The 22,301-nt window shown below is 54.6% G+C and carries 17 protein-coding genes; 10 read left to right on the top strand and 7 right to left on the bottom strand.

The genetic code is table 11. The annotated features are described in order from the left end of the window. Window positions 1-11 precede the first annotated feature (11 nt). On the bottom strand, window positions 12-1,238 hold the full coding sequence (locus IGS16_RS09160; protein WP_297085076.1) for a homocysteine biosynthesis protein: 1,227 nt from the start codon (window positions 1,236-1,238) through the stop codon (window positions 12-14). Between the two features lie 320 nt (window positions 1,239-1,558). On the opposite strand from IGS16_RS09160, the gene glcD reads away from it, so the two are divergent. Further along, window positions 1,559-3,034: a glycolate oxidase subunit GlcD gene (gene glcD, locus IGS16_RS09165; protein WP_297085077.1), complete on the top strand. Its 1,476-nt coding sequence runs from the start codon at window positions 1,559-1,561 to the stop codon at window positions 3,032-3,034. 154 nt (window positions 3,035-3,188) lie between these two features. On the opposite strand, the gene IGS16_RS09170 is transcribed toward glcD, so the two are convergent. After that, window positions 3,189-3,719 carry a hypothetical protein gene (locus IGS16_RS09170; protein ID WP_297085078.1) on the bottom strand — a complete coding sequence of 177 codons (531 nt, stop codon included), beginning with the start codon at window positions 3,717-3,719 and terminating at the stop codon, window positions 3,189-3,191. A 674-nt stretch (window positions 3,720-4,393) separates the two neighbouring features. Here IGS16_RS09170 and IGS16_RS09175 point away from each other — a divergent pair. Both IGS16_RS09175 and IGS16_RS09180 read left to right on the top strand, forming a co-directional pair. After that, window positions 4,394-5,029, top strand: a complete 636-nt coding sequence (locus tag IGS16_RS09175; protein ID WP_297085079.1) for a hypothetical protein — start codon at window positions 4,394-4,396, stop codon at window positions 5,027-5,029. A 345-nt stretch (window positions 5,030-5,374) separates the two neighbouring features. Then, the gene (locus tag IGS16_RS09180; protein WP_297085080.1) at window positions 5,375-6,028 is read left to right on the top strand and encodes an SH3 domain-containing protein; all 654 of its coding nucleotides are present in this window, start codon (window positions 5,375-5,377) and stop codon (window positions 6,026-6,028) included. Between the two features lie 110 nt (window positions 6,029-6,138). Here the strand turns inward: IGS16_RS09180 and IGS16_RS09185 are convergent, their stop codons facing one another. Next, window positions 6,139-6,702 (bottom strand): hypothetical protein, encoded by a 564-nt coding sequence (locus IGS16_RS09185; protein WP_297085081.1) that lies wholly within the window; start codon window positions 6,700-6,702, stop codon window positions 6,139-6,141. A 290-nt stretch (window positions 6,703-6,992) separates the two neighbouring features. Here IGS16_RS09185 and IGS16_RS09190 point away from each other — a divergent pair, with 290 nt between their 5' ends. The 5 genes from IGS16_RS09190 (at window position 6,993) to IGS16_RS09210 (ending at window position 12,724) form a co-directional block, all read left to right on the top strand. Further along, window positions 6,993-8,231, top strand: a complete 1,239-nt coding sequence (locus IGS16_RS09190; protein ID WP_297085082.1) for an SH3 domain-containing protein — start codon at window positions 6,993-6,995, stop codon at window positions 8,229-8,231. A gap of 48 nt (window positions 8,232-8,279) precedes the next feature. Continuing rightward, window positions 8,280-9,497, top strand: coding sequence for a hypothetical protein (locus IGS16_RS09195; protein WP_297085083.1), 1,218 nt, complete (start codon window positions 8,280-8,282; stop codon window positions 9,495-9,497). Between the two features lie 291 nt (window positions 9,498-9,788). Continuing rightward, a complete protein-coding gene (locus IGS16_RS09200) occupies window positions 9,789-10,253 on the top strand; it encodes a hypothetical protein (protein ID WP_297085084.1) in 465 nt (154 codons plus the stop codon). Between the two features lie 165 nt (window positions 10,254-10,418). Next, a complete protein-coding gene (locus IGS16_RS09205) occupies window positions 10,419-11,567 on the top strand; it encodes an SH3 domain-containing protein (RefSeq protein ID WP_297085085.1) in 1,149 nt (382 codons plus the stop codon). A gap of 71 nt (window positions 11,568-11,638) precedes the next feature. Next, entirely contained in the window at window positions 11,639-12,724 is a 1,086-nt protein-coding gene (locus IGS16_RS09210) for a hypothetical protein (protein WP_297085086.1), read from the top strand. A gap of 43 nt (window positions 12,725-12,767) precedes the next feature. On the opposite strand, the gene IGS16_RS09215 is transcribed toward IGS16_RS09210, so the two are convergent. From IGS16_RS09215 to IGS16_RS09230, 4 genes are all read right to left on the bottom strand, one after another. Continuing rightward, window positions 12,768-14,369: a hypothetical protein gene (locus IGS16_RS09215; protein ID WP_297085087.1), complete on the bottom strand. Its 1,602-nt coding sequence runs from the start codon at window positions 14,367-14,369 to the stop codon at window positions 12,768-12,770. A 341-nt stretch (window positions 14,370-14,710) separates the two neighbouring features. After that, window positions 14,711-15,316, bottom strand: a complete 606-nt coding sequence (locus tag IGS16_RS09220) for a hypothetical protein (protein WP_297085088.1) — start codon at window positions 15,314-15,316, stop codon at window positions 14,711-14,713. After that, entirely contained in the window at window positions 15,313-16,461 is a 1,149-nt protein-coding gene (locus tag IGS16_RS09225; RefSeq protein ID WP_297085089.1) for an AAA family ATPase, read from the bottom strand. Before IGS16_RS09225 ends, IGS16_RS09220 begins: the two co-directional genes overlap by 4 nt. A 154-nt stretch (window positions 16,462-16,615) precedes the next feature. Beyond that, window positions 16,616-17,569 carry a glycosyltransferase family 2 protein gene (locus IGS16_RS09230; protein WP_297085090.1) on the bottom strand — a complete coding sequence of 318 codons (954 nt, stop codon included), beginning with the start codon at window positions 17,567-17,569 and terminating at the stop codon, window positions 16,616-16,618. A 405-nt stretch (window positions 17,570-17,974) separates the two neighbouring features. On the opposite strand from IGS16_RS09230, the gene IGS16_RS09235 reads away from it, so the two are divergent. Both IGS16_RS09235 and IGS16_RS09240 read left to right on the top strand, forming a co-directional pair. Continuing rightward, complete coding sequence (locus IGS16_RS09235; protein WP_297085091.1) at window positions 17,975-20,089, top strand: serine/threonine-protein kinase; 2,115 nt, start codon at window positions 17,975-17,977, stop codon at window positions 20,087-20,089. 191 nt (window positions 20,090-20,280) lie between these two features. Further along, window positions 20,281-22,209, top strand: a complete 1,929-nt coding sequence (locus IGS16_RS09240; protein ID WP_297085092.1) for a bluetail domain-containing putative surface protein — start codon at window positions 20,281-20,283, stop codon at window positions 22,207-22,209. The last annotated feature ends 92 nt before the right edge of the window (window positions 22,210-22,301 follow it).

Here is a 22,301-nt window from a genome sequence, read left to right on the forward strand (position 1 = left end):
TGGAGCGATCGCTACTCTAGGCTGATTTGCGACCCCAGTCGATCTTGTGCCAGAAACGTGCGATCGCCCGGAATGGGGGCCACAGGTTCCGCCAGCATGAATTCGCCCGCCTCGATCCACTGCTTTAGCTCCTGGGCTATTTGCCGCGCCAGAAAAATGCTAGACAGCGGCGCAGACCGGACACTGCGGCCATCAATAGTAATGCGGCCTGATTTGAGTTGAGCGTAGCTGACCAGCCCAAAGGTGGGGCGCACCCGCCGGGGAATCGAAAAATCCACCACTGGAGCCACCAGATCGGCATCTTGGACGGCGCAGCGTTCCACCACTGCTTCGTTGAGGACGGGCAGGGGCACGCCAATGCCAATCATCAGCGACGGGCCGTAGCCTCTGAAATAGCAGCCTTTGACCCAGCGATCGCTCATTTGCTTGGCATCGCCAATCAGCGCCAGTGTCGCTGCTGGGCCGATGGGTGTGCGGTTGGGCAGCCGCTTTTGCAGCGGAAAATGCTGGGTTCCCTCCCAGGCCACATAGCCCACGCCGCCCCCCAGAAAAATTCGCGTGCCAATGCCTACCAGGTTCAAATCCGGGTCATTTAGCAGGGGCGACAGCGCTCCCGCATTGGCATAGACCGCATTGCCCAGGCGCGGCTGGAGCGGGCCCAGGTAGGTATAAAGTGGGCGATCGCCCCCGTTCACGCCCACGATGAAGTTCTGGTATAAATTACGCGGGTTAAACAAGTAGAACTGGTTAATCGTGTCGCGGGTAATCGTCGTCTCCACCGATGCACGGGGATAGCAGTCTGTCACCTGGCCGATTGCCCGCAGCTTTACAGGTTTGCCAGCAATCAAATCGGCGATGACGTGGCCGCCACCCCGCTCTCGCGGCACATTGCGCCCTTTGCCCTCGCGCAGTTCCTCTGGATCAGGCGTATCCCACGCGCCGCCCATCTCCGCCATCTGACTCGCGCCCAGATACAAGTCCACCGCCCCAAAGCCCGAATAGGCCATCACGCCATCCAGCCAGCACTGGCGAATTTTAATCGGCGGGTCCGTATGCCCCAGGTTCAGCACTGCCCCAGATGACTCCGCAGGCTCAAATGTGCCCGTCGTCACCACGTCCACCATCTTTGCCACTTGGGCCACACCCAACTCTGCCACCCGCGCCTTTAGCTCCTCCACCGTCCACACCACGGCTGTTTGCTGCTGAATCTTGTCATTAATTTCGGCGATCGTTTTCATACGGGATCGGGTTGCAGGAGTGGGGTTGCAGGGGTCAGGAGTCAGGCTTCGGGATGGGGGCGCTAGAAGTCCCCCTTGGTAAGGGGGAGGGGATCTTTACGCTAGGGGCGCAAGAGTTGGGCGGATTTCAAGTCCTTCCTAGATAGGCTAGATAGGAAAGGTATAGGAGAATCTGCATCCTTGGCGACGACTAGCATCTTTCAGCAAAACGCCTGATGATAAGGTTAGGGCAAATGATTCGTTCGCATCTCGGTCAACCCCTTATCTATAGTTAATCTTCAATTCCTGACTCCTTCTCCTATTACTCTGAACATCTGGACATGCTGGCACTCGAAACGTCTTCCCAACGCGACTGGACCCCGATTTTGCGAGAATTTGACGCGATTTTGGGCGAGTCCGGCGTGATTCGGCGCAAGGAAGAACTGCTGGTCTACGAATGCGACGGGCTGACCAGCTACAAGCAGCGGCCGGCGGTGGTGGTGCTGCCGCGCACAACAGAGCAAGTAGCGCAGGTGATTCGAGTGTGCGATCGCCATCAGGTTCCCTTTGTCGCCAGGGGAGCAGGCACGGGACTCTCCGGCGGGGCGCTGCCTGTGGAAGACTGTGTGCTGATCGTCACCGCCCGCATGAACCAGATCTTGGACATTGACCTAGAAAATCAGCGCGTCGTCGTGCAGCCGGGTGTGATCAACAACTGGGTGACGCAAGCCGTCAGCGGCGCAGGCTTTTACTACGCACCCGACCCGTCTAGCCAGATCATCTGCTCCATCGGCGGCAACGTTGCGGAGAACTCCGGCGGGGTTCACTGCCTGAAATATGGCGTAACGGTGAACCACGTCTTGGGGCTGAAGGGGGTGACGGCGACGGGCGAGATTGTGGATCTGGGCAGCAAGATCCCTGAAATGCCCGGATACGACCTGACTGGAATCTTCGTCGGCTCCGAAGGGACGCTGGGTATTGCCACAGAAATTACGCTGCGGATTCTAAAAGCCCCGGAGACCATCCGCGTGCTGCTGGCGGATTTTTCTAGCGTGGAAGCAGCGGGACAAACTGTGTCAGACATCATCAGCGCGGGCATTATCCCCGGCGGCATGGAAATGATGGACAACTTCAGCATCAACGCCGTGGAAGATGTCGTCGGCACGAACTGCTATCCCCGCGATGCTGAGGCGATTTTGCTGATTGAGCTAGACGGCTCTGAAATAGAAGTGGACACCAACACGCAGCGCGTCGAAGCCCTCTGTCGCCAAAACGGGGCGCGGAACATCACTGCCGCCAGCGATCCGCAAGAGCGGCTGACGCTGTGGAAAGGCCGCAAGGCCGCCTTTGCTGCGATGGGCCGGATTAGCCCCGATTACTACGTGCAGGACGGCGTGATTCCCCGGACGAAGTTGCAATATGTGCTGCAAGAAATTGAGGCGCTGAGCCAAAAGCACGGCTATCGTGTGGCGAACGTGTTTCATGCGGGCGACGGCAACCTGCACCCGCTGATTCTCTATAACAACGCGATTCCTGGAGAACTGGAGAAAGTCGAAGCGTTGGGCGGCGACATCTTGAAGCTCTGCGTGAAAGTAGGCGGCAGTATTTCGGGTGAACATGGTATTGGCGCAGACAAGCGCTGCTATATGCCCGAAATGTTCTCTGCTGCCGATCTGGAGACGATGCAATACGTCCGCCAGGTGTTTAACCCCAAAGGACTGGCGAATCCGGGCAAGATCTTTCCTACGCCCAAGACCTGTGGAGAAGCCGCAAGGGCGATCGCCCCTAGCGCATTTCCCACCCTAGAACGGTTCTAGAGGATAAGATAAGCCTCATGACCGAACCAACGATCTGACTTGCGCCCAAGCATCTTCGCCCAAAATGAGTTGATAGAACTATTGCTCGCCTATTTCTCGCTTTATCTCTTCGGCGCTGGGCTTTAGTTAACCAAGCTGCTGTATCCCTGAATAATTAGTGAATGATTAAGAGGATCAGCCGGTAAGCGAGTTGGCTTGCCAGCCAGGAACTTGCAATTCCAGCGCCTATGGCAAACAGAGGGACAAACACCAATCGTTCGTCTGCTTGCCCTGCTGCATTCGCGGAATTGGGAAAAGAGGGAATCGCGGCGATCGCCGAGGGAATCAACCCAGCCACGACAACCGTGAGGCAACTTGCCACGAGATGAAGCCACATGCCAGACGCAAGGTTTCCGCCGTAGCCATAGAGGAAAATCACCAAACTTGCGCCTGCGATCGCCCCGATATACGCAAAGAATGGAAGAATGATCGGGACAAAAACAAACCCGGCAGCCTGGGATTGTATCCACTCCTGGTGCAGCGTTTGTAACCAGAAAATCCCTGAGGGCACAGTCAAAATTGCTCCGGCGATCGCACCCAGCAAAACCATCAAAATCGATACCCACGATGCGCTGATCACAAAAGCAAGCACAGATCCGACAATCAACGGACTGACAACCAGACTAAGCAGTAGGTAAGTTTGCATGGTTCAATCACACCTGTTAGCTTCTTGCGTTCGCATGAAGTCAGAAGCGGAGCTTGGATTGGATTTGAAACGTTGATTGTCTAGAAAAGGATGAAATTCGCCCTTCAGATCTATTCTTCAAACAGGTGGTTCGGGATTCCGTAGTGTTGACAAAAATCGGATACATCTAAATCGAAAACCTTCCGTAAGTTCAAAGAGTAAATTTGAGATTGACGCTTGAAAAATTCGTAGATCACCCCTCCTTCCTCCTTGTAGCACAGGCGACTTGACCTCAGGAGTGCGCTCTATTAATCTACGGTCATCAAGTTTCTTAAAGATTTTCTGACTCTGCTCAAACATAGAAATAGTTGCTGCGATGTCATTGTTAAGTTGCGTGGAGTAGTGCAGGAGTAGCGCGATCGATAGAGTGTTCATTTTCTAATGTTTTATTAATTCCACTTCTAGGGATTCTGTTTCTAGGATTCTCATTGTTTGAAGGTTTCGGTCTATTCCATCGCGCTTGCTCGACTCTAGTTGTGATGCAATACCATTAATTTCTTTGGGATTTCTTAATAGGGCGAGTCTACGTTCTGTGATTAGATTCTGCTGAGTCAGCTTTATTGAGTTCAAAGGGATTTTGTAGTTTTATGACTTCATTTTTCAATCGGGTTCTTGTTGGATTCCTCGCTGGAGTTTTGTTACTGCTGTCTGCGGTAGTCGGCGATGGGGCGATCGCCGCTCCGATGAGCATCACACCTCCAGTGCTAGCCAAGGTTGCCGAGCCAACGCTGTCCTCCCAACTCAAGAGCTTCATCGAAACCCTGTCCAATACCCAGGAAGTTATTGATGACTACGCTTCGGATGTCAGCAAACTCGTGCCGAAGAGTCTCAAAGATGCTCAGAAGCTGGCAGATGACCTGAAGCTAACTCTGGACAAGTTGGCGACTGCGCCTGCGGGTTCTGCTGAGCAAGCCAAACTCTCCAAGAGTTTTGTTAAAGCTAGCGCCAAGCTGAATGAGTCGGTCGCTGCGCTGGATGCCTTAAAAGTCGAATCTGACACCGTGGCTGATGCGTCTAAGGCTGCTGCAAGCAAGCTCCAGGCTGATCTGAAGGCGTTTGCTGACGATGCTGGAAACGCTCTGAAGGAGCAGATCGAAACCAAGGTCTTCGGCTCCAAGGATCTGGTTTCTCAGGCGGCTCAGGCGATTAAGCAGCTCGCAGACGATGCCAGCAGCATCAGCACGGGTTCTGTCGATGTCAAGTCGATTTCTGATCATCTGGCTGGTTTGAGCAAGGTCGTCGAGCTGGCTTCTTCGCTGACTAGCAAATAGCAGGGTGGTTTATCGGGTCACACTGCTTTTGCAGTTGTGGTGACGGTTGTGATTGCAGTTGTGATTGCAGTTGCGACCTGATAGCCCGTCCTCAATCAAGCCTGGGTGCATCTGCTTTACAACAAATGTTGGCTTGAGTTGTTGATTTGGATTGCTTGCTTGACGAACTCGATTTAACGATTTTGTTTGATGACTTGTCCTTTCTAACGCTTGGTTTTCTAGTTGGTTAGGCGATTTTGGAGAAGTATCTTATCCGCCCAATTCGTCTACTTTGTCCAAATTTCGTCCAAATATTGATTCCCATTTAGTTTTTTGCCCCTCTTTTCTAAATAGGATTGTTTGAACATGAAGAACTTAACGTCTTTAGCAATTCGTTCGGCTGGCGTGGCTGTGCTGCTGACAGGTGCAACGCTGGCGGCTCCTGCTTTTGCTCAAGATCCAGCGGTGGTGCAGACGGCTACCGATTCCTGCATTAGAAATGCTCAGCAGAATGGCTTTGCCCTTAAGGAAGTAGTGGAAGCGGGTGCTTCTGACCGTCCTGGTAAGGATGCGAAGGTGGTGTTGATGGTGACCAAGGACGGTGCAGATGCTCGTCAGACCTGCTACTACAGCGTGGCCGATGGCGGCGTGACGTTTGACGATGCGGTGGGTGCTGCCCGGAACTTCCCTTGGTGGTGGCTGCTGCTGCCGATCGTGGGCTTCCCCCTCTTGCTGGCGTTATTCCGCGGCCGGGATACCGTGACCCGCACGGTCGCCGAAGACCCCCGCTATGTGGGCGCTCGTGAAGTGCGTCCGGAGGGGGTTGTCCGTTCTGCGAACCAGTCGGTCAATGTCCACTCTGGCCCAGACAGCAGCTACCGCGTCACCAGCACGCTCTACGACGGGCAGCGCGTTGCGCTGACAGGTCGCCGCGAAAACAACTGGGTGGAACTGGCCGAGGGCGGCTGGGTGCAGTCTCAGTACATTGACGCAGCGTTCACGGGCTATGCCAACCGCTAGGGGCTGCCTCTGGGATTGACCAACCGCGTTTAGACGACTGATTCGATTTCGTTTTCAAGACTGCTGTGCAGCATCGCTGCACAGCAGTTTTTTCCGTTTCTGGGAACCCGTCACACGATCAACCAGACCAGCCAGTTCACCAAGCTAAGAATCATTAGCGTACGCCATAGCTGCTTGAGGGCTTTGCTGGCAGGCGCGTTGGAGTTGGCAATTTTCCACAGTAGCCACGCCAGCAAAATGGCTAGCGCGGTTGGAATCAGCAGATTTTTGACCACAACGGGAAGCTGGAGCGTGCTGGCCCAGGGGATGTAGGCTGCGCCAATGAGATAGGCGATCGCCCAATAGGTCGCCAGGGCATTGGCTTTTTCTTCATCGCCAGGGAGGGGCTGCGTTTCCCAACGTTCCAGCAGCCCGAAGTTTTGATCTCGATGGTGACCCCCTACTTCTGAACCGATCCAGCCCAGATCCACTTGGGGGAGCCGAAAGAAGATCCACACCCCAACCACAGAACACAGCCAGAGGGTAGACCATTCGCCAAACCGCCGTAGCGTATCGATCCAGCCACTTTGAGCAAGCTCAAGCTGAGAACTATCCAAGTGGGCACAACCCGTCACCAGTCCAATCACGCCGATCGTCGTCACCATCAAACGCCAAAACTGTCGTGAGAGGGGCATATCTACCTCATGCATTTCTCATAGGGAGTTTGCCATAGTCACACCACAAATGCTCTTAATTATGAAATCAAGGCGATCGCCCTCGATTTCGTCAATTTCTTATTTTTCTGCAAAGTTCACGTAAAACCATCCTGCTTTGAGCGTGAATTTTGGGAATTCTGAACTGTGAATGGGAATGTCCCTTCAGGAGCCGCGAGGCATCCGGTGGCGCTGGATTCGGATCGATTGTTTGTTGGGTCACGGTCACGAGACGCACGCTCCAAAACGCACAGAATTTTCAGGAAATTTTTATGAAAACGCAAGTCGGTTCGGCGACGACTCGGCAATGGACGTTGGGCTGGAGTCTAGTTTCGGACATGCTGCCAGGGGCGATTCGCAAAGCGATCCCTGCGGGAATCGCCCTCCTGCTCACGGGTTGTCCAGCAGTTACAACCTCTGCTTCACAATCTGAAATTAGCAGCGCCGCTAGCAATTCAGCATCGCCGCAGCCAGCAGCAGATTTGGCGAGTTCTAAGACACCATCAACACCGACAGAAAGCGGTTTGCAAGCTACTGCATCACCAGTGGCAGCCACCAAAAGCGGCACTGAGGAGAATTGGGCTGTGCAGCAGGCAATACTTAACGATCCATTGCTCAGTGCAGCTATTACTCGAGAATTTGAGCGAGTGTCAGGGCGCGACCCGGCAGATATCCATCCGCTGCAAGTGGGGGCGATCGCCGTCGTTGAAAACTACGCCTTGGCAGAATACTTTGCTGGCGTAGGCGATTTGCCAATGGATGGCTATGGGCTGCTTATCCGGCAAAACAATCGGTGGCTCATGCTCGACAGCATCGGGTTTCCAGGAGAAATTGTGACGGCTCAGATGGCAAATTTGGGCTTGCCAGAGGCGACGATTCAACGGTTGTTGAACGCATTTCGGCAGGCTGGGGCAAACTTTGAGGTTTCTGATATGCCCATGTATGAACCCATTATGCCCTGTGTGACCCGACTTGACGACCCCAATCCACCGACCAATGTTCGTTTCACACCTGTAGTTGCTTCGGATAATGCCATCGGGCAACTCCCCAACGGCACTTCTCTTACAGTCATCGCGCCGCTGGAAGGCTGGCTCAAAATTCGGCAGCCGCTGGTGGGCTGGGTGTCGATGAATCTGACGCGGGTGTCCTGCGGCAGTTCGCTTGCAGAAGTGCAACGGAACCTGGATGAATTGCAGGCAAAGGAAGAAGAACTCGCTGTCGAAGCCGCCGATACACTAGTGCGCTATCTCTATCGCGGTGCGGATGGAGCCTTTGCTGAAGCGGCGATCGCCCATTTTAATGGGTTCGCCATCGATAAGTTCTACGCCCTCGAAGCAGCCCTCAACCAACACACCGAAGAAGTGCGCCGCCAGGTGTTGCAGCAGGTAATTACTGCTGGAATGCACCCCGATGCCAGAGCAAATTTTGCCAGTGCATCGCTAGAGAGACTAGATTTTTCGCCCTCTCTCGCGACTTGGGAAGAACTGAATCCTCAAGACTCGCTGAATTGAAATTGACCTGGTGGAACCGTAAAGGATATTTCCAGAAGTATGACAGTGATGAAAACATTGACCCACTTAGTGCCAGGTCAGCAGCCGAGCAGACCTGTCAGACGGTTGCTGATGCTGTTGCCAGGGGCGATCGCCCTTCTGCTCACGGGTTGTCCCACGACCCCTCCTTCTGCCTCACTGACAGGGAGCGTAGCCGATTCACCTAGCAATGCTTCTGCTCAATCAGCCGCTAGCGCTGCCGAAACTTCTCTGCCCAAAGCCGATTCCTTGCAGACTCCTGGAACCTCTACTGCTGCCAAAAGCAGCGCCAGTGAGCAAGATGCCGTGAGACAAGCGGTGATCAGTGACCCAGCACTTGTTGAATACCATCGGCGTTTAGCAGCGCGATTAGACGGTTCTTCGGGGCCCTTGCCGCCGACTGAGGTCGGACCAATTGCCATTGATGGAAACTACGCGATCGCAAGATACAGCATTCAGGAGAGCGATCGACTGGACTACTACAATGTGCTGCTGGTCAAGCAAAACGGCTTTTGGGTCGTAGCAGATTTCCTGGGCATGAGTACAGAAATCACCAAAGCCGATCTCGTTTACTGGGGAGTGCCAGAGGACATCATTACCCAGCTAGTAGATGCGCTCCGGGCTGAAGATCCTGAGATTTACCTGAACGAGAACTACGACTATGGCGATGCCCCGATGCCCTGCACGACGCAGATAGAGGACTCCAACCCACCGACCAACGTGCGCCAGCTCGCACCTGCCTCAGGCGTGCTGGGGCAAGTCATTGGTCAACTGCCCAATGGCACTCCGGTGCGCGTGATGCAGTCCTACAACGGCTGGCTCAAAATTCGGCAGCCGCTGGTGGGCTGGGTGTCGATGGATTTGACGCGGGTGTCTTGCGGCGATTCGCTAGCAGAGGTGTTGAGAAACCTAGAAGCGCTGACACCGCCGACGCACATGGATTATGATTTTGGCCCTTTGCCCGTCGAAGTTGCTGACACGCTGGTGCGCTATCTCTATCGCGGTGCAGAGGGAGCCTTTGCTGATGCAGCGATCGCCAAATTCAATGAGTTTGCGATGTATCACTTCTATACCCTAGAGGCAGCCTTCGACCCGCACAGTGAAGAAGTCCGCCGCCAGGTATTGCAGCGCGTGATTGCTGCCGGAATGCATCCCGAAGCCCGAGAGAGCTTTGAGCGGGCCTGGCAAAGCCGCGACCTAGGCGCAGAGCCATCGCCGCTTCTGCAAACCTGGCGATCGCTGAATTGATCTTGGTCTTTCGTTCCCGAAAAGGGCTGCATCCCCAAGAGCTATATTTCTGCTCATGAGATTGCTCAGACTGATTAACCTATCTAACCTAACCTCGCACTAGCCCAAGCAAGTATGAAAAAAGCACTTACAACTATTGTCCAATGCTGCACCAAGGCGATCGCCATCCCGGCGATGCTAGGCTGCTCAACACTCGGTCTTCTGCTGCTCTCTGCTTGTAGTTTGCCAATCCGCATTAGCGTGGCATCGCCAATTGAATCAATCTCTGAACAGCAACCGGAAGCGGTAGCCTTGTCAAACTATACTGCCGCTGCACCCAGCCCCCAGAGAGTCCAGGAAGGAGCAATCGCCCAAGCAGACGGGCCCATCTTGTCGTTTGAGCAGGCCACCATTGGCGGAATTTCACTCTCGATGAACGAAGCCGCAGTCCGCCAGCGCCTTGGAGAACCCATGAGAGTTTTAAGAGACGAAACTGGCTGCTGTGGCACCCTAACTATTCTGGACTATCCCACCTTCTCGCTGGGGCTGACTGAAGATGGCGTGTATTCCTACGAGATAACCAGCTCAGAGATGGCAACGGCTGACGGTGTGCGCGTTGGTGACACTCGTCAAAAGCTGATTGCAACCTACGGACAAGCGGGGACTTCAACCGCAGAGTGGATGTGCTACGTCGTTGAGTTTGAAGGGTCAAACCTCTGCTTTAGGCTGGAGGGCGATCGCATTCAGATGATTACCTACGACGCTCTGCTGAACTAAGTCTGGCGGTTCTGAGGATGCATTGAATACTCTGGACTTGACGCTGTAGACGAAGCACCCACCCATTCACACCTAATACGAAATTATCCAAGACCTTCTATGAAAACCTGGACTCGTCCAGCTTCGAGCAAATCAGCCGGTAAACCACCCCTGGTTCTAAGCCAAATGACCTCAATAGCAGCGGTAGGGGCGATCGCTCTCTTACTCACGGGTTGCCCCGCCGCAACAACCCCAGCCTCGCTAGCTGAAAATGGGAGCGCTGCTGGCAATTCAGCATCGCCGCAGCCAGCAGCAGACTTGGCGAGTTCTAAGACACCATCAGCACCCACAGAAAGCGGTTCGCAGACCACTGAATCACCAACGGCAGCCACCAAAAGCAGCACTGAGGAGAATTGGGCTGTGCAGCAGGCAATACTTAACGATCCATTGCTCAATGCAGCCATCAGAGAAGAATTTGAGCGCGTGCCAGGGCGCGACCCAGCAGATATCCGTCCGCTGCAAGTGGGGGCGATCGCTATTGTCGAAAACTACGCCCTCGCGGAAGCATCTGGGGGCGTTGGTGACCTCCCAGTGATTGATGGGTATTACCTGCTTATCCGGCAAAATGGGCGATGGATCATGCTCGACGGTGCTGGCATTGCAGGAGAAATCGTGACAGATCGGATGGCAACTTTAGGGGTGCCAGAGGCAATGATTCAACCGTTGCTGAATGCATTTCGGCAAGCTGGGGCAGACTTCTCGATTGCCGATTTCCCCATGCGCGAACCCATCATGCCCTGTGTGACCCGACTTGACGACCCCAATCCACCGACCAATATCCGACTTGCACCTGGGGTGGCTTCGGATAATGTCATCGGGCAACTCCCCAACGGGACAGCGCTCACAGTTATGGAACCGCTGGACGGCTGGCTCAAAATTCGGCAGCCGCTGGTGGGCTGGGTGTCGATGAATCTGACGCGGGTGTCCTGCGGCAGTTCGCTTGCAGAAGTGCAACGGAACCTGGATGAATTGCAGGCAAAGGAAGAAGAACTCGCTGTCGAAGCCGCCGATACACTAGTGCGCTATCTCTATCGCGGTGCGGATGGAGCCTTTGCTGAAGCGGCGATCGCCCGTTTTAATGGGTTCGCCATCGATAAGTTCTACGCCCTCGAAGCAGCCCTCAACCGACATACAGAAGAAGTTCGCCGCCAGGTGTTGCAGCAGGTGATCGCCCCAGGAATGCATCCCCAAGCTAGGGCCAACTTTAACGAGGCGCTGCTCAATCGATTGGATTTGTCGCCGACCCTCAAAACGTGGCGATCGCTCAACCCCTAAGCCTGTTAGCACCCAGCTAAAACGAACCAAACGAGCTGTAGAGAACCTTTCCAAAAGATTTTATGACAGCAATGAAAACACAGACTCCCTCGGTTCCAGATCGACAGATGGGCAGACCCGTCAGGATTTTGCTGATGGCGCTGCCAGGGGCGATTCGCAAAGCGATCCCTGCGGGAATCGCCCTTCTGCTCGCGGGTTGCCCAATATCTACAACCTCAGCCTCGCTGTCGAAAGAAGATGGTGCCGACGGTGCACCCAGCGCTCCTGCCCAGCAGACAGCCAGTGCATCGGCAGCGTCTACGTCCACTGGGACATCACCTGAAGGATTAGCGGCGAAGGCTGATCGCTTACAGACACCAGCCACCCCAGCAGCAGCGGCTAAAAGTAGCGCCAGCGAGCAAGAAGCAGTACGACAGGCCTTGCTCAATGAACCATCGCTTAAGACAGAACTTCAGCAAGCTCTGGCAGACTATAACACGCCAGATCGAACACTGGTGCCGCTGTCGGTGGGAGCGATCGCCATTGTCGAGAACTATGCTCTGGCAAAAGCTGAGGGGGGATATGAAGACCTGCCCATTATTAATGGGTATTACCTGCTCAGGAAGCAAAATGGTCAGTGGACGATTATGGACAAGATCGGTCACGGTTCCAGCATTGAGACCGGTCAACTGACGCTCCTGGGCTTGTCGAACGAGGTCATTTCTAGCTTACTCGATGCGCTGCAAACGGCTGACGCGGATCTTATCGTCTCTGACACACCAGTGATTTCGCGAGAGCAGGTTGTGTTGGGCGGCATTTCTGTCGATATGACAGTCGCCCAGGTAAAGCAGCGGTTAGGCCAGCCGCTCTCTGAAAGGGTTGAGGACACGGGCTGCTGCGGCCCCCTAATTTACTTGGAATATCCCAATTTTTCGCTGGGGCTATCCGAGGATGGCGTTTTTCAAATGACTGCCACCCATCGTGATGTGGCGACGGGGGCAGGGGTGCGCGTGGGAGACACCCACGAGGCGGTGACTAATGCCTATGGTTCGCCTTCTGTGGCAAGTGGCGAAATGCTGACTTATTACGTCAGCGGAGCGTATGAATCCGAGTGGTTTTCCTTCGCGCTAGAAAACGGGCGCGTTGTGGAAATCACATACGAAACCTTACTGAATTAGGGCGGTTTTGAAAAGGGGGCGATCGCCCTTCGCCCCTGACCTGCTAAATCTCCCGCTCCACCACTAGCGTTTCACTGGGACGCAATGCCCTAACTCGGTCGGTCAGGTCGAGCCAAGGCTGAAGCTGGCCCGCTTGGAACGTGCGGCTCATGACGACGTAGATCGAGGTCTGGTCGCCGCCGATGCCTGCGTTCACCACAGGTCGCCAATCCTCGGCGCGAAGTTCGTCGGTAATGTGCCAGTGTCCGCTCTCTCCGTCGCCCACCCAGCGCAGCCGCCGCGAAAAGCGGAAGGGGGCTGGCTTTTTGCCGACAATTAGCATTTTTTGCAATAGTTTGCGGATTAGGTTGGGGAAGAAGCGCCCCACCGTCAGCATGACGACGCGCAAAATCATCAGGTTGAGCGGGGTCATCTGCTTTTGCTTGGCCCAGCCAAGATTTCCCTGAATCGTGATGTCATCGGGTTCCAGGTGAATGTCGTAGCGGCCGACGAGGTGGGCCACGGCATTCTTTAGCTTGCGCCCCTGCCGCACTTGCAAGGAAAATTGCGTGTCGGAGAGCAGGAGGCGATCGCCCCGAAACAGCTTAAACACGCCGCCCTTATTCAGCCCCAGATATAGCTCCGTATCGCCCCGCCGATCGATCAGGATTTTCGCCTCTGGCAGCCACAGGCTTTCCTTGGGGCGATAGTCCACCGTCGGGCGCTGCGGCACAAAGTCTTGCCACGCCAGCAGATAGTTCCAGGTGTGGTGGCCAATGATGTGGTCGTCGGCATAGCAGGGCGCTTTGCCATTTGCCAGCCCGCGCAAAAAGCGATCGTTGATGCTCAGCGCCTCCGGCATCCACTGCCCCGCCAACTCAAAGCCGTAGGGGAAAAAGTTGTAGGTATTGCGGCTGGTGTATTCGCCGCCAAAGGAGCCGTCGGGATGGACAAAATGCGCCGCCAGCCCCACCGCTTTTTCTAGCGACTCCTTCAGGCGAACATCGGGAATCAGCCGATGCAGCCACGCCAGGCAGGAAATCGTCAGCGTGTGATAGCCCGGATCGCAGCCTTCGTATTCTTGAAACCAGCCTTCCGGGCTTTGCCAGGACAACACCTGCTCCAGCCGCTGCGCCTTGGCGCTGTCCCAGTGGGACGTGTTTAGCATCCGCGACAACAGCTCCAGACACAGCACAATCAGCGCCTGGTGGTTGGTCAGCCGGCCGCTCTCCTGGTGGTGCGCCAGCCAGTCTGCCCGCCGCACGAGAAAGCGGATGATTTCGTCGTTTTGCAGCCCCAGCCGCCGATAGCTCTCGACAAACGCCAGCAGCGAAAATGCCGCCGCCCCGCCCGCCCGCTCAAACGGGAAATAGTCATCGCACGACCCATCTTTGTGGGCGCTTTTCGCCGCGTAGAGGATTCCTGCCTCCACCCAGTCGCGGATGGCAGCCTGCCGATAATAAGGATTCTCTGGCGCGTCCGTCTCGTAGACCAACGCCAGCGGCAGCACAAACTCCTGCGCCATGCCGCTGGGAAAGTCGATGATTTTGTAATGCCAGAAGTTGCGGTCAAAGCAACCGTAGGTAGGGCTGTGGGGATTGCGATCGCCCAGCGTCAGGATCTTGGGAATTTGGGACAGCGCCTCGCGGGCGAAGAGGTCACGCATTGCTTCAGAGTAATAGGGAGATAGAGCGGCTTGCTAGAGAAATAGTGACGCTAGATTTTCGTTTCTTTTCACCTAGTGCAACGCACAAATTAGCAACTAACTTTAGCAACTAACTATTGAGGACAGGGTCATTTCATTCTAGATTTAGCCGACGAGCTTAGGCGATTTCAGTCATCGAAGGTTAAAATCACCGAATCCTGGAACGTCGCATTCTCGTAGATACACAAAAGTCGAAATTTAGAATGAAAAAGCCCTGCTATTGAGGATTTTTCCTGCTTGATTCAAAAGGGAGAACGGATCTCCTAGACAATGCCGAACCCTGAGCATTTCGTGTACTGAACCTACCAAGTAGGTTCAAAATGAGTGATTGCGCTCATTGCTCTATCCAAACTTCGAGAGCAAGCTCTTGCGGTATTAGCCTGCCAGTTTTGGTTAACAAACTGAATCAGTTGACCGTTGTAATCTCTGCCAATCTTGGCAGTGCTACCTTGAGAAGGAACAATCGCATCACGCAGGTGGCGCTTCCTTGACCTTTTAGTCAACTCAATCAACAAACGTTTGGGATCAGGCTCAGAATCTATATTGTGAGGAATTAAGTTTACTGAAATGCCCAAAAACTCTGCAAATGCTTCACGATGTGCCAGCAACCAAGCCTCTACTTCTACAACTGCAACTCGAAAAATTAAATTTGGGTGTTTTGGACAAGGCAGCCAATCTGAGAGCACAGCCAATGGACATTCATTCTTATCCAGATCCGTTAGCACCAAGTAGGGTGAGCCCTTTGCAGCTTGGTTTACACCTGGAAGAATTTTTTTAAGATAACCATAACCATTTCTTTTTAGACAACTTCCAATAGAAAAAGGACGTTGAGACTGCTTAAGTATTTCCTTCAACACTGCTTCGCTTAAATCATCCTCAACCGCTAAATTAATAGGGATATCTGTCATTTGAGTAAACTCAACTGTTCAACCTGCGAAGGTGTAGCACGAGGTAAGGCTGCATCAGCGATGGTAAGGCCGCCATCAAGAAGATCACGAATCTCTTGAATTGAAGAAGCCACTTCAACTTTTGTACCTTCAGAAGTTGGGGTCATCAATAAAACCTCTTCACCTCCAATACCTTCATCGGAAAGCAAATCAGCACTATGAGTACTCAGCATAACCTGTCTTTTTCTTGACTTTTGTAAACGATGTATTAAAGAAGGCAGTTTAGCTGTGATTCCAGAGTTTAGGGACAACTCAGGCTCCTCAAGAAGCAGTAAAGAATTGCTTTCAAGAAGAGACCACAGTAAACCAATCAAGCGTAATGTCCCATCTGAAAACTGGTCTTCCCTTTGTTTGCCAGCTCCAGGTCTCCAATGTTCATAAACTGCTTCTAAATGAGGAATACCCATTTCATCTTTGACATCAGTCAACTGTTTTAACTGAGGAACTGCAATCTTCAAAGCGTCTTCAATCTTTCTCAGGCGAGAACGGCGAGTCTTTTCCGGCGTTCTAATAACCCGCTCCAAGAAGTTTCTTCCAAATGGATCATCTTGAATTCCCGGCCCACTAAAAGCCTCTGGATATCGTAACAACTGAGGAACTAGATGAAGATATAAAATAGATTCAAGAAACTTTGAAACCTCTCTAAACTCAGCGTTTGCATTAATCTGTTCTAAATACGTCTGAGTTAACCGTAGCTCATCTCTCTCATCTTCAGCATCTGGGCGATTAATTAACTGCTCACCATTTTTCCAGACCCTTTCATAAGAGAGGATAGGCTCATTCTGTCCTCCCTTTCTTTGCTTAATTCCAACGCCATACCTCCAAGTGGGTTCTACCAGTTCATTCTCTGATAGACGCACTTCTATTTCAACATCGGGATATCGCCTCGCATAAAGACATCGGATCTTGGAAAGTCCACCTCGATCTCTTACGGCTTTCTGTAATCCTCCTCCGTCTTTTGCAAGATCCCGTAAGAATCTTAAAGAATCGAGAAAATTAGATTTACCTGAAGCATTAGGCCCAACAAGAAAAACGCGATCTCTCAGGCTTACATCTACTGTTCGAAAGTTTCTCCAGTTCTTTAAGATTATGTGAGTAATAATCATTTTCTACGAATGAATACCTCTTTAGCTTTCAGTTTCCTAGCGATTTCTTTTCTACCTTGAGTTAATGCTTGTTGAGTACTTTTAGATAGGTACTCCAAATTTAGCAAGAATTCACACCTACCTTTACCGAGGGTCAAAGCAGCTTGACATGATCTCACTCCTTATTCTCCAACTCGATGCGCCGCAGCCGCAGCCGATTTTCCTCCAGCAGTTGCCGATTTGCCGCCATCAAGTCTGCCACCAGCCCAAACATCCAAAGCTGGAAACCAATCAGCACTAGCACCGCCGCCAGGATCAGGCTCGGCGCACGGGCGCGGGTGGGGTCATCAAACCAATACAGCAGCAGCCAGCGCAGGCCCAGCAGTGCGCCCAGTCCCATCGGCAGCGTGCCCGCCATCAGGAAAAAGCGCAGCGGCCGGTAGAGCATGAAGATTCGCAGAATGGTGGTGGCCGATCGCCACACATAGGACGGAATGCTGCGAACTAGGCGCGATTTGCGGGTTTGGGGGTTGGTGCGAATCGGCACTGAGGCGATCGCCATTCCTTTTTGCCCCGCCTGGATAATGGTTTCCAGCGTGTAGGTGTAGTTATTGAACACGTTAAGCTGCATGGCGGCCTCGCGGCTAAAGGCGCGGAACCCGCTGGGCGCGTCGGGCACGTCGGTATTGCTGGCCAGGCGCACGATGGAGCTACCCAGGTTTTGCAGCACCTTTTTGGTGGTGGAAAAGTGTTTTGTCTCCCAGATCGGGCGTTCGCCAACGACGATTTCCGCCTGCTTGTGCAAAATTGGCTGGATCAGCCGGGGAATGTCTTCGGCGCAATATTGATTGTCTGCGTCGGTGTTGACGATAATATCGGCCCCTGCCCTGAGGCAAGCCTCTAAGCCTGCCATGAAACCTTTGGCTAAGCCCTGATTGGTCGAAAAGTTGACGATGTGATCGACCCCGTAGGCTTTGGCCACGTCCACCGTGCGATCGCGGCTGCCGTCGTTAATAATCAGCCATTCCACCACGTCTACTCCCGGAACATGGCGCGGCAGTTCCGATAGCGTTAGCCCCAGCGTCTTTTCTTCGTTGTAGCAGGGAATTTGAATAATCAGCTTGGTCATAGGTTCAGCCCATCGCCCCCACACCCCGATTGCCCCACATCCCGATTGCCCCCCATCCCGATTGCTATAGAGGGCGATCGCAGGCGCAAAACAGTTCCAACAGTTGATCCAGATTACTACGTTGATCCAGTGTCCAGACCGTTCGCAAAAACGGTTGTAGAAGGATTAAACACCCAATCATAAATGCCAGTAAAACACGAATGGGCAACCGCCGATTCGCCTGGGCAGATTCGCCCGGGACGATTCGTCTATCGATCGGCCAGGCTCCTTTGCAGTTCCTCCCGACTCCCTTTGCTAGACTAGGCTAGGTTTAGCCAGGTCAGCTTGCAGTTCAGAATTACCAGAATCAAACGACTGCTCAGCCATTCCAGATTTCTCAACCCTAACCCCCCCACCCTTCCCGCCATGTCGCTCTATTGCAGCCAAGGCCACGCCAACACCCCCGGCAGTCGCTTTTGCAACTGGTGTGGAGAGGCGCTATCGGCGGTGGCGGGCGGGCAGGAATTATTGGGCGATCGCTACAAGATTGTGCGCGAGCTGGGGCACGGCGGCTTCGGGCGGACCTATCTCGCCGAAGACCAGAACCGCTTTCGGGAATCCTGCGTGCTGAAGGAGTTTGCGCCCCAGGTGCAAAGCAGCTACGCCCTGCAAAAGGCAGAGGAACTGTTTCAGCGAGAAGCGGGCGTGCTGTATCAGCTCCAGCATCCCCAGATTCCGCGCTTTCGAGAACTTTGCCGAACCCAGTTTAACGGCAAGCCCAGCCTGTTTCTAGTGCAGGACTATGTGGATGGGCAGACCTATCGCCAACTGCTGGATCAGCGCCGCCTCCAGGGGCGAACCTTTTCCGAAGCCGAAGTGACGCAACTGATGCGCGACCTGCTGCCCGTGCTGCACTACATCCACGGGCTAGGCGTGGTGCATCGTGATATTTCGCCAGATAACCTGATTTTGAGAACCGCCGATCAACTGCCTGTGCTGATCGACTTTGGCGGCGTAAAGCAGGTCGCTGCGTCCGTCGCCTCGCAATATACCCCCAGCGCCCCTACGCCGACCCGCGTCGGGAAGGTAGGCTACGCGCCCGATGAGCAGATGGATCACGGTCAGGTCTATGCCCACAGCGATTTGTACGCGCTGGCGGTGACGGTGCTGGTGCTGTTGACAGGCAAGGAGCCAGGGGAGTTGGGCGATCTGTCGGCGGGCAACTGGCGGCAATGGGTGAAGCTGAGTCCGACGCTTAGCCGTACCCTGATGAAAATGCTGGCGGACTCGCCGCGCGATCGCTTCCAGACCGCCGCTGAGGTGCTGCAAGCGCTGCAAGGACTTCCCGGCGCGAATCCCAGCCTTGCGCCCACACCGGGAACGCTGCCGCCTGGAGCCTACGGGCCGCCCTCGACCCAGCCGACCTACGCCGTTTCGCCCCAGCCTCCGGCTTCGCCGCCGCCGAACCCAGTACCCACGGCGGCCGTGCCTGCGCCTGCGCCCGCGCCCCGTCTGCCTGCGACGAAGGCTCCCTTGGGCGGCATTGGCATTGGGCCGATTTTGGCGACGGTGGCGATCGCCGCTGGGGTGTCTGCTGCGGTGTGGGGCACGCGCGACGTGTGGCTATCGCTGCTGCCAGGAGGCGAGTCGCCGCCCGACGCGGTGGAAACCGTCAGCCCTTCGCCAGAGCCAGAATTTTCGGCAGAGGAGCGCCAGCGCAAAGCAGCCCTCACCCAACGACGGCAAGATTTGGGCATAGACTCTGGCTTTTTGGTACGAATTACCGACACCACCTTTCACCAGCGCTATCCCGAACTGGGTGGCCGCAGCCTCAGCAAGGGCGAGGAAGATGCGGAATGGCGCGAAAAATGGGATGCGATCGCCGCTGAATGGCTGGACATCTTCGAGCAGGAACTCAGCAGCACGGCTCGGCGCAAACTGGGGAAATATTCGGCGAGCGATCGCACGGCTTGGCGAGAGGCTGTGAACAAGCTCTACGTCAGTAGCCGCGCCCTCAATGACCTAACCGACGCGCAGTTTTTTAACCGCTTCCCCGACCTGCGCGGGCAGGATTTTATCAACGCCCCCATCGGCCAGGTGTGGCAGGGGATGGCGGCCGACCAAGTGGCGGCGATGCAGGCAGGCAAAACCCTTAGCCGCATCGAGTTTGCACCCGGAGCGCTGAGCGAATCGGCAACCGGCAATCTGAAACCTGGGGAAGGCAGGGTCTACATTGCCAACCTGCAAGCCGACCAACCCGCCCGGTTTGACCTGGAAACCAATGCTGGCGCAGCGCTGCTTTCCATCTACCCGCCTAGCCCCAGCGCCCAGGTGCCGCCGATGCTGGAAGATTCTGAGACGACCCGCTGGGCGGGAACCTTGCCCCAGAGCGGCTATTACGAATTTGTCGTGGTGCCTAGAGGTCGGGATGGGTTGCGCTATCGGCTTAATCTGGCAGTCGATCGCGTGATCACGACCCCCGCCAACCCCGATCGCCCCACGCCGCGCCAGTCTGATGAGCCAGTGCGGCCAGGGAACTGAGGAATTAGCAGTGAGCCTTTCCACGAAATCGGAAATAAATCCTCTGCTGAATTGTTTATAAGGAACCTTCTCCCAAAGATTACGTAGCGTTAGCCGCACTTCACGAAAACCTCAAACTGACTGTGCCAATCTGGAATCGCTGCGAGAGAATTTTCGTTGGCTTCGGAAACTAGGGGAAATAGGAAGGTTTTATGGCAAATCTCGCACCTGTGCTGGCTCCGTCAGGAACGCTCACCTTGGGAGCGATCGCCTCTGATATTTCCCCAGCCGCCAACCTCGGCATCAGCCTGTCGGAGCTCGTCGGCAGCCAAATCACCGATACCAACGGCGACCCCACGGGCATCGCCATCACGGGCGCAGACAATACCAACGGCACCTGGCAATATTCCCTCGACGGCGGCACCACCTGGCTTGATTTCGGCTCTGTCTCCGAGAGTTCTTCCCTCATCCTGGGAGCCTACACCCTCTACAGCGGACTATTGGGCACCAAACCCACCGACCAGCCCTGGCTGGCCTTTGGCAATTTGGGGACAACCACCGAATCACTGATCGCTGAAGGCGTAAATCTGAATACGCTAGGTAACTCTGCGCTTCCTGGAGGCATCCGAAACTTGACCTATGCTGGATACGGCAACAAAAACACCAGCGGCAATCTGGTCAACCCCGGTTTTCCAACACTAGATGTTGAGAAGGGTTTTACGGTTGCCTTTAGCATTAACTTAGTCTCGGAGGCTCGCAGCAACGAAAACCGGGCCGGCTTCAGCATCCTCGTGACAACCCAGGCCAACACCAAGGCGATTGAACTGGGCTTTCAGCAGATTAGTAGCTCAACGGGCAAGATCTTTGCCCAGGGCGACGGCATCACGCCCAATCCCGGCGGAGAGCCGAACAACCTGTTTGTAGCAGCAGAGTCCGTCAGTTTTAACACCAATCAGGTTGCCGACTACCGACTGACAATTCTGGGCAATCGCTACACGCTGTTTGCCGACGGCAATCAAATTCTGTCTGGGCCATTGCGAAACTATACGGCGTTTGAAGGAGTTACGCCACCGGGCGGTACGGAACCGATCGATCCCTACGAAGAACCCAATGTCATTTTCCTGGGCGACAATACGACATCGGCGCGGGCCTCGGTAAATTTCTATCAACTGGCGCTGCAAACCCAGACGCGGGTGCGGTTTCAGCCGAATGCAGGATTTAGTGGCACGTCGAATTTCACCTTTCGGGCGTGGGATACGACGGATGGCAAATCGAATGGCGATCGCACGAATACTAGCACAAACGGCGGCTCTACTCCCTTCAGCGCAGCCTTTGAAACCGCGACTATCACGATTCAAGCAGGTGGAACAGGCGGCGGCACGGGCGGCGGCACAGATAGCGGTACGGGCGGAAGCACAGGTGGTGGAACAGGCGGCGGCGCAGGTGGTGGTACAGGTGGTGGAACAGGTGGCGGTACGGGCGGCGGTACAGGTGGTGGAACAGGCGGCGACACAGGCGGCGGTACAGGCGGCGGTACGGGTAGCACACCCCTGCAAATCGAATTTATCGGCACAGAAAACGACGACACCCTGACAGGCAACGCCGCGAATAACCGAATTTGGGGATTGGCAGGCAACGACCTGCTGATGGGCGGCGACGGCGACGATACGCTGGTTGGCGGGCTGGGGCAAGATACCTACGACGGCGGGCCGGGGGCGGATGTGCATGTATTTGCAGGCGCAACGCTCAGAGCAGCCCTGCGAACCTCTCCAGTTCGCAGACCCGATCGCATTTTGAACTTTGGGCAGACCGATGTCATTCAGTTTGATTTTGACAATAATCTTGCCACTCCCGATCTGCCCAGGAAGCTCTTCAACGCAGGCAGAATTCGCGCCAGAACGCTGCTGGATGCCACCCGGCTCGCCTTTGCCGACAAAAACCAGAAGCAGCGAGGCAATCAAGCGCTGAGGGCGCTGGAGGCGACGTTCTTTATCTATCGAGGTACAGCGTATCTGACCTTGAATGACCAAAAGGCAGGCTTCAGTCCCCGCAATGATTTTCTGGTGGCGATGCCGGGAATGCAGTTTGATGGGGGCGATGCCAACCGGGGGGCGCTGCGGGTTAGCAATTATTTTGTGTAACCATATTTTGTGTGTAACTGTGTTTTGTTTCGCAGCAAGACCAGAAGTGTTGAATTGAGACATAAAACTTTACATTTGACCCTATGAAGCTC

It is taken from the genome of Thermoleptolyngbya sp. C42_A2020_037, assembly GCF_015272455.1.
Taxonomy (GTDB): domain Bacteria; phylum Cyanobacteriota; class Cyanobacteriia; order Elainellales; family Elainellaceae; genus Thermoleptolyngbya.